The 11,357-nt window shown below is 73.0% G+C and carries 11 protein-coding genes; 6 read left to right on the forward strand and 5 right to left on the reverse strand.

What is annotated here, in order from left to right; genetic code table 11:
- The first annotated feature begins 66 nt into the window (after window positions 1–66).
- Genes ACIQTP_RS09915 through ACIQTP_RS09925 form a run of 3 tightly spaced genes read left to right on the forward strand, consistent with a single transcriptional unit; the run spans window position 67 to window position 3,196 of the window.
- Window positions 67–1,191 carry a glycosyltransferase family 4 protein gene (locus ACIQTP_RS09915; RefSeq protein ID WP_403398033.1) on the forward strand — a complete coding sequence of 375 codons (1,125 nt, stop codon included), beginning with the start codon at window positions 67–69 and terminating at the stop codon, window positions 1,189–1,191.
- The gene (locus ACIQTP_RS09920) at window positions 1,188–2,342 is read left to right on the forward strand and encodes a glycosyltransferase (protein WP_403398035.1); all 1,155 of its coding nucleotides are present in this window, start codon (window positions 1,188–1,190) and stop codon (window positions 2,340–2,342) included. The genes ACIQTP_RS09915 and ACIQTP_RS09920 overlap by 4 nt, the downstream gene beginning before the upstream one ends.
- Window positions 2,339–3,196 carry an SGNH/GDSL hydrolase family protein gene (locus tag ACIQTP_RS09925; protein ID WP_403398037.1) on the forward strand — a complete coding sequence of 286 codons (858 nt, stop codon included), beginning with the start codon at window positions 2,339–2,341 and terminating at the stop codon, window positions 3,194–3,196. Before ACIQTP_RS09920 ends, ACIQTP_RS09925 begins: the two co-directional genes overlap by 4 nt.
- A gap of 27 nt (window positions 3,197–3,223) precedes the next feature.
- Here ACIQTP_RS09925 and ACIQTP_RS09930 read toward each other — a convergent pair whose 3' ends face one another.
- Genes ACIQTP_RS09930 through ACIQTP_RS09950 form a run of 5 tightly spaced genes read right to left on the reverse strand, consistent with a single transcriptional unit; the run spans window position 3,224 to window position 7,693 of the window.
- A complete protein-coding gene (locus ACIQTP_RS09930; RefSeq protein WP_403398040.1) occupies window positions 3,224–4,093 on the reverse strand; it encodes a biotin-dependent carboxyltransferase family protein in 870 nt (289 codons plus the stop codon).
- A complete protein-coding gene (locus ACIQTP_RS09935) occupies window positions 4,090–4,761 on the reverse strand; it encodes an allophanate hydrolase subunit 1 (protein ID WP_403398042.1) in 672 nt (223 codons plus the stop codon). The genes ACIQTP_RS09930 and ACIQTP_RS09935 overlap by 4 nt, the downstream gene beginning before the upstream one ends.
- On the reverse strand, window positions 4,758–5,516 hold the full coding sequence (locus ACIQTP_RS09940; protein ID WP_403398045.1) for a LamB/YcsF family protein: 759 nt from the start codon (window positions 5,514–5,516) through the stop codon (window positions 4,758–4,760). The genes ACIQTP_RS09935 and ACIQTP_RS09940 overlap by 4 nt, the downstream gene beginning before the upstream one ends.
- Before the next feature lie 30 nt (window positions 5,517–5,546).
- The gene (locus ACIQTP_RS09945; protein WP_403398048.1) at window positions 5,547–6,377 is read right to left on the reverse strand and encodes a putative hydro-lyase; all 831 of its coding nucleotides are present in this window, start codon (window positions 6,375–6,377) and stop codon (window positions 5,547–5,549) included.
- Complete coding sequence (locus tag ACIQTP_RS09950; protein WP_403398051.1) at window positions 6,374–7,693, reverse strand: MFS transporter; 1,320 nt, start codon at window positions 7,691–7,693, stop codon at window positions 6,374–6,376. Before ACIQTP_RS09950 ends, ACIQTP_RS09945 begins: the two co-directional genes overlap by 4 nt.
- A 172-nt stretch (window positions 7,694–7,865) precedes the next feature.
- On the opposite strand from ACIQTP_RS09950, the gene ACIQTP_RS09955 reads away from it, so the two are divergent.
- The 3 genes from ACIQTP_RS09955 (at window position 7,866) to ACIQTP_RS09965 (ending at window position 11,340) form a co-directional block, all read left to right on the forward strand.
- Window positions 7,866–8,570: a GntR family transcriptional regulator gene (locus ACIQTP_RS09955; protein WP_403398053.1), complete on the forward strand. Its 705-nt coding sequence runs from the start codon at window positions 7,866–7,868 to the stop codon at window positions 8,568–8,570.
- Between the two features lie 216 nt (window positions 8,571–8,786).
- Window positions 8,787–10,304, forward strand: a complete 1,518-nt coding sequence (locus ACIQTP_RS09960) for a hypothetical protein (RefSeq protein WP_060902416.1) — start codon at window positions 8,787–8,789, stop codon at window positions 10,302–10,304.
- 154 nt (window positions 10,305–10,458) lie between these two features.
- The gene (locus tag ACIQTP_RS09965; protein ID WP_403398055.1) at window positions 10,459–11,340 is read left to right on the forward strand and encodes a hypothetical protein; all 882 of its coding nucleotides are present in this window, start codon (window positions 10,459–10,461) and stop codon (window positions 11,338–11,340) included.
- Window positions 11,341–11,357: the final 17 nt, after the last annotated feature.

Genomic DNA, 11,357 nt, shown 5'->3' on the forward strand with positions numbered 1-11,357 from the left:
GGGGCGTTCCCCGGCAGGAAAGATCGACGTTGACGCGGCCACGTCCGGCACGGCGACAACACGGGTATGCGTGTCGTCATCGTGACCGAATCCTTTCCCCCCGATGTGAACGGCGTGGCCCACTGCGCGCTCCAGACCGCCCGGCACCTCGTCGATCGCGGTCACGCTCCCCTCGTCGTCGCCCCGGCCACCGCGGCCGGGCACGGGCCCGACGCCCTCGCGCCGTGCCCCGTCGTCCGTGTCCCCTCCCTCCCGCTCCCCGGCTACCCCCAGGTCCGCGTCGCTCTCCCCAGCCGACGCGTCGCCGCCGCGATCACCGAACACCGCGCCGACATCGTCCACCTGGCCAGTCCCTTCATCCTCGGCGTGCGCGGCATGGCGGCCGCCGCCCGGCTCGGCGTCCCCGCCGTCGCCGTCTACCAGACCGACCTCGCCGGTTACGCCCGTACGTACGTGGGCGCGGGCGAAGCCACCGCCTGGCGGCGCATACGCTCCGTCCACGCCGCCGCCGACCGGACGCTCGCCCCGTCCAGCGCGGCCCTGCACGACCTGGAGGCACACGGTGTGCCCCGGGTGCGGCTGTGGCCGCGCGGCGTGGACACCGTCCGCTTCCGCCCCGAGCACCGCGACGAGGCCCTCAGGCGCGAACTGGCGCCGAACGGTGAGCTGATCGTCGGCTACGTCGGCCGGCTCGCCCCCGAGAAGCAGGTCGAACTGCTCGCCGGAGCCTGCGGCCTGGAAGGCGTACGCGTCGTGATCGTGGGCGACGGGCCCAGCGAGACGACCCTGCGCGAGGCGCTTCCCGGCGCCGTCTTCCTCGGGCGTCGCACCGGGGACGAACTCGCCCGGATCTTCGCCTCCCTGGACGTCTTCGCGCACACCGGCCCCTTCGAGACCTTCTGCCAGACCGTCCAGGAGGCCATGGCCAGCGGCGTACCGGTCGTCGCACCCGCCGCGGGCGGACCGCTGGACCTGGTCGCACACGGCCGTACGGGGCTGCTGGTGCCACCCCGCGACGAGGCCGCCGTGCGCGACGCGGTGGGGGCGCTCGCCGCCGATCCGGCGCTGCGAGCGGCCTACGGCGCCGCCGGGCGGGCCACCGTCGAGGGCCGCACCTGGGCGGCCGTCGGCGACCAGCTCATCGACCACTACGCCGACGTGCTCTCCGCGCGGACGGTGGTGGCGGCATGAGCCTGCGCATCGTACGGCTGGCCAACTTCGTCGCCCCCGCGTCGGGCGGTCTGCGCACCGCCCTGCGGGAGCTCGGCAGCGGCTATCTGGCCGCCGGACACGAGCCCGTGCTCATCGTCCCCGGCGAGCGGGCCACCGATCGCGAGACCGAGCAGGGGCGGATCATCACGCTGCCCGGGCCGCTGCTGCCCGGAACCGGCGGCTATCGCGTCCTCACGGACAGGCGGCGGGTCGTCCGCGTCCTGGAGTCGCTCGCGCCCGACCGCCTCGAGGTCTCCGACCGGACCACCCTGCGCTGGACCGGGGTCTGGGCGCGGCGCGCCCGGGTGCCCGCGGTCATGGTCTCCCACGAGACCGCCGACGGCGTGCTGCGGACCTGGGGGCTCTCCGAGGGGATGGCCCGCAGGGCCGCCGACGCCCTCAACATCCGTACCGCGCACACCTACGCGCGGGTCGTGTGCACCACGGAGTTCGCGGAGCGCGAGTTCGTCCGTATCGGGGCCCGCAATGTCGTACGGGCCCCGCTGGGCGTCGACCTGGTCGGCCGGCACCCCGGGCTGCGCGATGGCGTGGTGCGCGAGCGGTACGCGCGCGCGGACGAGGTGCTGCTCGTGCTGTGCTCCCGGCTGTCCGTCGAGAAGCGGCCCGGTACGGCGCTCGACGCGCTGGAGGCGCTGCTGCGGCGCGGCGAGCGTGCCGTGCTCGTCGTCGCCGGGGACGGGCCGCTGCGGGCCAGGCTCGAACAGCGGGCCCGGGAGCGGCGGCTGCCCGTCACCTTCCTCGGGCATGTCGCCGACCGCGCGCTGCTCGGCGCGTTGCAGGCCTCCGCCGACGTGTGCCTGGCACCCGGGCCTGCCGAGACGTTCGGGCTGGCCGCCCTGGAGGCGATGGCCTGCGGTACGCCCGTGGTGGCCAGCGCGGTGTCGGCGCTGCCGGAGGTGGTCGGGTCCGCCGGAGCCACCGCCGCGGACAGCGGGGACTCCTTCGCGGACGCGGTACGCCTGCTCCTGGGGCGCCCCGAGGCCGCGCGCAGGGAAGCCGCACGCGCGCGTGCGGAGTGTTTCGGCTGGGGCACCGCCGTGGAGGCGTTCCTCGCCGCGCACGACGCGGTGGTCGAGTCCCGGCCCCGCCTCCAGGAGGGCGTCGGATGAGACCCCTTCGGTTCGTCGCCCTCGGTGACTCGCTGACCGAGGGCGTGGGCGACCCCGTCGGCGAGACCTGGCGGGGCTGGGCCGCGCTGCTCGTCGACGGGCTGTCCGACGGCGCGGACACGTCCGTGGAGTTCACCAACCTCGCGGTCAGCGGGGCCCAGACGCGCGACGTCCTGGAACGGCAGACCCCGGCGGCGCTGGCCCTGGGTCCGGATGTGGTGTCCGTCGTGATCGGGGTGAACGACACCCTTCGCTGCACCTTCGACATCCACGCCGTGGCCGCGCGGCTCGACCGGGTGTACGCGGCGTTCCGGGTCCAGGACGCCGTCCTGCTGACCGCCTGTCTGCCCGACCCCGGCGCGATGCTCGGGCTGCCGGGGGTGCTGGCCAGGCCCCTGGCCCGGCGGCAGCGGGCCGTCAACGCGGTCGTGCACGCCCTGTCCGAGCGCCATGGAGCCGTGCATCTGCACGCGGCGGAGGGCGCCTGGCTGACGGACCGCGCGATGTGGAGCGCGGACCGGCTACACCCGGGGGAGCGGGGTCATCGACAACTCGCCCTGCGCTTCCACGCGTTGCTCGCACAGGAGGGCATCGCCACCGGGGACACCCCCTCGGCCGAGCCGGAGTTCCCCGCGCCCACACGGTCGGCCAGTCTGTGGTGGCTGGCCACCGCGGGGACGGGGTGGGTGGCCCGGCGGTGCACCGACCTGCTGCCGCAACTGCTCACCCTGGCCGCCGCCGAGGTGCGCCACCGGGCGCGCGGCACCAGCGCCCGGCTCGACCTCAGCGCCTCGCACGCCGTGGCGTCCGCGCTGGCCGCCCTGTCGGTGGCGGAACAGCCGGACGCGGCATGACGGTTCGAGCCGGTGGGCCGCAGCTCGTCAGCGGCGGCGTACGACCATGAAGCGCACCGGCGTACCCGGGACCGCCTGAGCGGCCGCGGGGAGGTCGGCGCCACGGACCACCGCGATCACCGGGTATCCCCCGGTGGTCGGATGGTCGGCGAGGAAGACGACCGGTCCGCCGTCGGGCGGTACCTGTACGGCGCCCAGCACCATGCCCTCACTGGGGAGTTCGCCGGAAACGGCCCTCTCCAGTGAGGGCCCTTCCGTACGCAGTCCTATGCGGTTGCTCGCGGAGGACACCCGGTAGGTGCCCCTCGCCAGGGTCCGCAGGGCCGAGGGTGTGAACCAGTCGTCGCGCGGGCCCGGAGTCACCCGCAGGACCAGCTCCGAGGGCGGCCCCGGATGCGGGACCACGTCCACGCGTGTGTGCACGCCGTCGGGGCGCCCCAGAGGCAGCACCGCGCCGTCCGTGAGCGGCGGCGGACCGAGCCCCGAGAGGAGGTCCGTGGAGCGGCTGCCGAGGACCGGATCCACGGCCACTCCGCCGGCGACGGCCACATAACTGCGTACCCCCGCGCGGGCCGGGCCGATGTCCAGCAGCGCTCCGGCCAGGACGCGCACGGGCGCTCCCCACGGCGCCGGACGGCCGTCCACCGTGACCGGGCAGGGCGCGCCCGTGACGGCCACGGTGACCACCGAACGCGGACGCAGGGCGCATCCGTTGAGCGTCGTCTCCAGTACGGCCGCCTCGAAGGGGTTGCCGACGAGCCGGTTGGCCAGCGCCGCGGCGGGCGCGTCCAGCGCGCCGGAGCGGGGTACGCCGAGGTGGGCGTGGCCGGGGCGGCCCCGGTCCTGGACGGTGGTCAGGGCCCCGGCGCGCATGACGGCGAGGGCCCGGTCGGTCATGAGCACCCCACCGGTACGAACCGGACGCGCGTCCCCGGGGCGAGCAGCGCGGCCGGCACGCGCGCGTGGTCCCACAGCACCGCTTCCGTCGTGCCGATCAACTGCCAGCCACCCGGCGAGGAGCGTGGGTACACGCCCGTGTACGGGCCCGCGAGCGCCACGGAACCCGCCGGAACCGCCGTCCGCGGAGTCACCCGGCGCGGCACGTCGTACCGGGTCGGCAGCCCCGTGAGATAGCCGAAGCCCGGCGCGAACCCGCAGAAGGCGACACGGAACTCGGCCGCCGCGTGGATCGTGGACACCTCGTGCTCGGGCACTCCCCACAGAGCCGCGACATCCGCCAGATCGGGACCGTCGTACCGTACGGGGATCTCGACCGCTTCCTCAGCGCGCGCGGCGTGCGGTGGGATCTCCCACCCGGGGAGCTGTTCCGCCAGCCGCCGGGGGTCTTCCAGACCGTCCAGGAGGACCGTGCGGGCCGCGGGGACGATCTCCGCGGCCGAGAGCGAGCCCTCGGCGCGGCGGCGCAGCAGTTCGGCGTGCAGGGCCTGGGCCGCCGCGCCCGAGCAGACCTCGACGAGCAGGGCGTGGTCACCGACCGGCAGCGCCCTCGTGCCGCCGGTCGCCGGAGATGTCTTCGTGTCGTCGGCGGCCGGAACAGCCCTCATACGAAGGCCTTCACGCGGACGCCCGAGGACTCCAGACGCGCGCGGACCCGTCGTGCCAGGTCCACCGCGCCCGGGGTGTCGCCGTGCAGGCACAAGGAGCGGGCGCGGACCGGGATGCGCGCCCCGGAGTGGGACGTGACCATGCCGAAGCGGGCCAGGCCCAGCGAGCGTTCGACGACCGCCTCCGCGTCCGTGATCACCGCGTCGGCCTGGGTGCGGGGCACCAGGGTGCCCTGCTCGGTGTAGGCGCGGTCCGCGAACGCCTCCGTGGCGGTGGGCAGTCCGGCCTGCTCGGCCAGCTTCAGGAACCGGGAGGACGGGAGTCCGAGGACGGGCAGGGCGGCGTCCGCGAGCAGCACGCCCTCGACGACCGCCGCCGCCTGCTCCTCGTCGTGCACGACACGGTTGTAGAGCGCGCCGTGCGGTTTCACGTACGACACGCGCGCCCCGGCCGCGCGTGCGAAGACCTCCAAGGCGCCGATCTGATAGGCCACTTCGGCCGCCAGCTCGTCGGGCGGCACGTCCATCGCGCGCCGCCCGAACCCCGCCAGGTCGCGGTAGGAGACCTGGGCGCCGATCCGTACACCCCGCTCGGCCGCCAGCTCGCACACCCGCCGCATGGTGGCCGGGTCCCCGGCGTGGAAGCCGCAGGCCACATTGGCGCTGGTGACGACGGACAGCAGTTGTTCGTCGTCGGTCAGCCGCCAGCGGCCGAAGCCTTCGCCGAGGTCGGCGTTGAGGTCGATAGGGGTCATGAGGTGCGGTCTCTCCTTCGTAGGTCGTTCTCAGGCCACGCGGTACTGCTCGTCGCGGGCGTCGGTGAGGAACATCTGGCCCGGTGCGTGGGTGATCGCGAAGGGTGGGCGGGACGCCGTCACGGCTGCCTGGGGCGTCACTCCGCAGGCCCAGAACACCGGGATGTCGCCCGGGGCGGCGTCGACCGGATCACCGAAGTCGGGGCGCGAGAGATCCTCGATGCCCAGGACCGACGGCTCGCCGCAGTGCACCGGGCTGCCGTGCACGGCGGGCAGCAGACCGCTCTCCCTGATCGCCGCGGCCACATGGCCGGGAGGGACCGGGCGCATCGACACCACCATCGGTCCGTGCAGCCGCCCGGCGGGGCGGCACTCGCGCTCCGTCACGTACATGGAGACATTGCGGCCCTGCTCGATGTGGCGCATCGGGACGCCCGCCTCGGTCAGCGCCCACTCGAAGGTGAAGCTGCATCCGATGAGGAACGACACCAGGTCGTCGCGCCAGCGGTCGATCACGTCCGTGGGCTCGTCGACCAACTCGCCGTGCTCCCACACCCGGTAGCGCGGCAGGTCGGTGCGCAGATCCGCGTCCTGGGCGAGCGGGGTGGTCCAGGAGCCGGCGTCCGTGACGTCGAGGACCGGGCAGGACTTCGGGTTGCGCGTGCAGAACAGCAGCATGTCGTAGGCCCAGTCGGCGGGCACCGAGATCAGGTTCGCCTGGGTGTGGCCGGCGGCGACTCCGGCGGTGGGGCCGGACACGCCCGAACGGAACTGGGCGCGGGCCTCCTTGGGAGCCCACGCGTGTGCGTGGCCGTCGATGTGGCGCGGGCTCGAAGGGCGTTCCTGGACGGTGTGGTTCACAGGAGTTCCTTCCCACGCGTCTCGGGCAGTCCGATCAGTGCCAGGGCGGCGAGGGCGTAGCCGATCGCGCCGAAGACCAGGGCGCCGCCCACACCCCAGCTGTCGGCCAGGAAGCCGACGGTGGTGGGGAAGGCGGCGCCCACGGCACGCCCGGTGTTGTACGTGAAGCCCTGCCCCGTGCCGCGCACCGCCGACGGGTACAGCTCGCTGAGGAAGGAGCCGAACCCGCTGAAGATCGCCGACATGCAGAAGCCGAGCGGGAAACCGAGCACAAGGAGAAGCGTGTTGGCGCCGCTCGGGATGTTGGCGTAGGTGAGGATGCAGGCCGCGGAGAGGATCGCGAAGAGCAGGATGTTCCGTTTGCGGCCCAGTTTGTCGGTGAGGTAGCCGCCGGTGAGGTAGCCGATGAAGGCCCCGGAGATCAGGAACGTGAGGTAGCTGCCGGTGCCGACGACGGACAGGCCGCGCTCCGTCTTCAGGTACGTGGGCACCCAGGTGGCCAGCGTGTAGTAGCCGCCCTGGACGCCGGTGGAGAGCAGGACCGCGAAGAAGGTGGTGCGCAGCAGACCAGGGCCGTCGGCGGAGGCGGGCTTGAAGATTGCGACGAACGAGCCCTTCTCGGCGCTCCTCTCGCGCACGGCGGCCGCCTCCGGGGCGTCCTGCACCCGGCGTCGCACCCACACGACGAGCAGTGCGGGCAGCGCGCCGGTCCAGAACATCACGCGCCAGGCGAGGTCGTCGCCGAGGAACTGGAAGACCAACGTGTAGACGATCACCGCCAGTCCCCAGCCGACGGCCCAGGAGCTCTGGATCGCGCCGAGCGTGCGCCCCCGGTGCCGGGCGCTCGAGTACTCGGCGACCAGGATCGCGCCGACCGCCCACTCACCGCCGAAACCGAGGCCCTGAAGGGCACGGAAGACCAGCAGCGTCTCGTAGTTGGGCGCGAAACCGCAGGCCACTGTGAAGACCGCGTACGTGATCACGGTGATCATCAGTGCCTTGACGCGTCCGATCCGGTCCGCGACCACACCCGCGATCGCGCCGCCGACCGCCGAGACGACCAGTGTGACGGTGGTGAACAGACCGGTCTGGCCGCTGTCCAGGCCGAAGTACGCCGCCAGCGCGACCATGCTCAGCGGGAGCGTGAAGTAGTCGTACGAGTCCAGGGCATAGCCGCCGAACGCGCCGGCGAAGGCCCTGCGGCCCTGCGGACCGAGGGCGCGCAGCCAGCCCAACGCGCCATCGTCCGGGGTGAGTTCATCCGTTCCGGGATGTGCGCCGGTGGTCAGGGCCTGTGGTGGAGGGGTCGTGCTCATGGGCACCTCGCAGGAGGAGGACGGAGGGTGCTTGAGGACTGAGCCGTGCCGTGCGGAAGCCGTCGGCGCTCGGGTGAGCGGGTGGCGCCGTGTGTAGCAAGGTAGAGGATCGTTGAACGATCCCTCAATACCCGTGTTGTTTCGTTCTTATTTCTGCGATTGAATTCCGGGCATGGCAGAGCTGACGGGACTGGCCGACGATCGCGCCCTGCTGGGCCGCACCAGCACCGCCGAGCGGGTCTCGGACATCCTCAGGAGCCGTATCGCCGACGGGTACTTCCCGCCCGGGACACGACTGTCCGAGGACAGCATCGGCGGGGCGCTCGGCGTCTCCCGCAACACACTGCGCGAGGCGTTCCGGCTGCTCACGCACGAACGACTCCTGGTGCACGAGCTCAACCGCGGGGTCTTCGTACGGGTGCTGACCATCGAGGACGTCGAGGACATCTACCGCACCCGCACCCTCGTCGAGTGCGCCGTGGTCCGGGGCCTCGGCAAGCCGCCGTACGCCGTGGACGACCTCGCCCTGGCCGTCGCCGAGGGGCAGCGGGCGGCGCGCGAAGGTGACTGGAAAGGCGTCAGTACGGCCAACATCCACTTCCACCGTGAGCTGGTGGCGCTCGCCGGGAGCGACCGCACCGACGAACTGATGCGCAGCGTCTTCGCCGAACTGCGCCTCGCCTTCCACGTGGTGGCCGATCCGCGGCGGCTCCACGAGCCGTACCTCGCACGCAACCATGAGATCCTCGAGACGCTCCGGGCGGGCGACCGCGACGGGGCCGAGCAGCTGCTCGCGCTCTATCTCGACGACTCCCTCACAGGAGTCGTGGAGGCCTACGCGCGGCGGGTCGCCGACGGGGCGCAGGGGATCGGCTGAGCCGGGTCGTGGTTCTCGGGGACGGCCGCGGCGGCGGCTCGCTCCGTCGCACTCGCGAGGCGACGACCGCGAGGCGTTGTGTGGGGCCGGTGTGACGTGGGGCCGGTGTGACGTGCGCCATGGAGTCGGCGTGACGTGCTGCGTGGGGCCGGTGTGACGGCGGTCGCTTCTGCGTCGTTTCGACCGTTGTCAGACCGAGGACCTAGTCTGTGCACCGTGACTTCGCCTGCATCGACGGACAGCGTTCCGCCCCAGCTCAGCGCGGGGCCGCGCCCCGCACCGGGCCCGGCCGCCGACGAGGGCCTGGCGCGGCGGCTGCGCGCGCTCGCGTGCACCGCGCCGCTGCACGACCTCGATGTGCGCAAGGCGAATCTCGCGGGCGAGTACACGGTGTACGGGATGGCCGAGGTGGCGCTCGCCGCCATCGACCTCGTCACACTGAACATGGACTTCGACACGGGCGCCGACCACGACCAGATAGTGGCCCGGCTCATCCCGCGCATCGCCGCGCAGGCCCCGCAGCGCCCCGTCGCCGAGCACGAGCGCGTGGCCAGGTGGGTCCTGGAGAACCTGATCAACGTCGGCAGCGTCGACCGCGGCTTCCGAGCCGTATACGGCACCTTCGCCCCCGACGGCTCCTATGTGCGCCGCGACTACGACTTCAAGCTGATCGAGGAGGTGCCCGGGTACGGGGGGACCGTCTACCTCCGTACGACGGACGAGGCGGTCAACGTCCTCGTCGGCGCCCTCGACACCGACGTCACCAGCGCGCAGATCGCCGCCGAGGTCAAGCTCGAGGTGCTGATCAGCCGTGGCCGCCTCGCCGACGCCCAGCTCGCCGCCGAGCAGGCCCGGTACCGGACCGTGCAGTACTCGGAGACGCTCCGCAGGGCACTCGACGCGACCCGGCGCAATGTGCGGGCCGTCGACTGGCTCCAGGCCGTGCCCGACATGATCGCCGAGGCGCTCGACCACGTCGCCGACCGCTACCGCCACGAGAACGCGATCCTCACCAACATCCGCAAGGCCCGCGACGAGTCCGAGGACCCCGAGCAGAAGCGCCGCGCCGCCGAGCTCGTCGACATCGTCAAGGACTGCATCCGCCGGCACACGCAGCTGCAGTCCCGGCTCCTGGAGGCCGGGCCCCTGTTCCGCGCCGAGCAGGACCGGCAGGCCTTCGCCACACCCATGACGACCTCGGGGATCGACCTCTACGGCCACCTCGTCGCGCCCGTGCTGCCGCTGCCCGTCGCACAGGCGCGGCGCGTGACGGACGCGTTCTTCGCGCGCGGGACCGGGCTGCGTACGCCGGTGGCCGTACGGGTGGGGGATCTTGTCGAGCTCCTGCTGACACCGCCCCTGGAGCGGGAGCACCTCGGTGCGGAGATGCCCGAGCCGGACCTGATCGCCACGCCGGACGACAGTCGGTTCAGCGAGGAGCAGCTCGCTTCCGCGATGGAGCTGCTGGATCTGCCGGCGGACGCACCGCGAAGGCTGTCCGGCCTGCTTGCCGAAGCGCGCCGCCGGGATCCCGAACTGCCCTACCTCGTCGCCCTGTTGGCCGTTCACGCGGCCAGTCCACCGGTCGGTACCGCGTATCGGCAGGGTGAGGAGAAGCTGTTGTTCGCCGTCGATGACGGGGTGGAGCTGGACGATCCCGAGTTCGGCGGGGCCGATCTGATCGTGGGCATGGCACTGCTCGACGCGGCGGGGATGGCGGCGGATCGGTCGTGAACGTCGTGCTGCCAGGGAACCGCGCGTCGTCCGTCGCCTGCGGGTCGTTCGTGGCTTGTCCCACCCACGCGGCGGAGCCGCAGATGTCACAGCCCCGCGCCCCTGCCGGGGCGCTTGTCCCCACCCTCGTATCTCAGACCATGGAGCCCCAGCCGTGACCGAGCAGCACGTCGAGTGGAGTGAGCCGGATGCCGACGCCGCGCCGGCGAACGCTCCCGTCACACCCGCCGACGCCGCCGACGCGGCGCGGCTCGTCGCCTTCGGGCTCCAGCCCAAACTGCAGCCGGCGCGGGACCAGGAGTACGCGGAGCTGTTGCGGCGGTACCGCGAGGACCCGCCGTTCGCCCGGCTCGCCGACGCCGTGGCCGCCGGGCTCGGACTGGTCGTACTGGAGGTGTCCCCGCGCGCGGGGATGGCGGTGACGGCCGCCGAGGACTCGGTGTTCGCCGTCCGGATGGGCGACTACGCCCGTCGTACCTCGGCCGACTCCGCGGACCGCTTCCTGCACGGCCTCGCCCACCTCGCCGTCGCCGCGATGGCCTTCCCACGCCCTGAGGACCTCGCGGACGACGGATACATCGGGCGTGTCTCGGTCAACGGCGTCGACGCGTTCGTACGACAGGCCTGCCGCCGTCTGGAGGAGCGGGCCGAGGAGCAGGGCGAGAACACCGATCCGGCGACCGAGGCGCCCGGACTGGAGGCGGCCTGGCGGATCTGGGCACGGCGCAGCTCCACCGGCGCCACCAAGGACGCGCGAAGACTCTCCGGTTCGACGACCGGCATCATCGGCAAGGCCGTCGCCTTCCTCACCGACTCCGGATTCCTCCAGCGAACCGGCGACGACTCCGGGGGGACGTACCGGACGACGGCCCGCTACCAGCTCCAGGTGCGGGACATGGCGGGCAGCGCCGCGATGGCCGAACTCCTCGAGCTGGGCGTCGTCCCGGTGACCGACGGCACCCCGACGCTGCTGCCCGCCGAGCACACCGACGACCTGGAGCTGGTGGCCGACGCAGGCCTGCCGTTCCACTCCTGAACCCACCTACGTATCTC

The organism is Streptomyces sp. NPDC090798, from assembly GCF_044768965.1.
Lineage (GTDB): Bacteria > Actinomycetota > Actinomycetes > Streptomycetales > Streptomycetaceae > Streptomyces.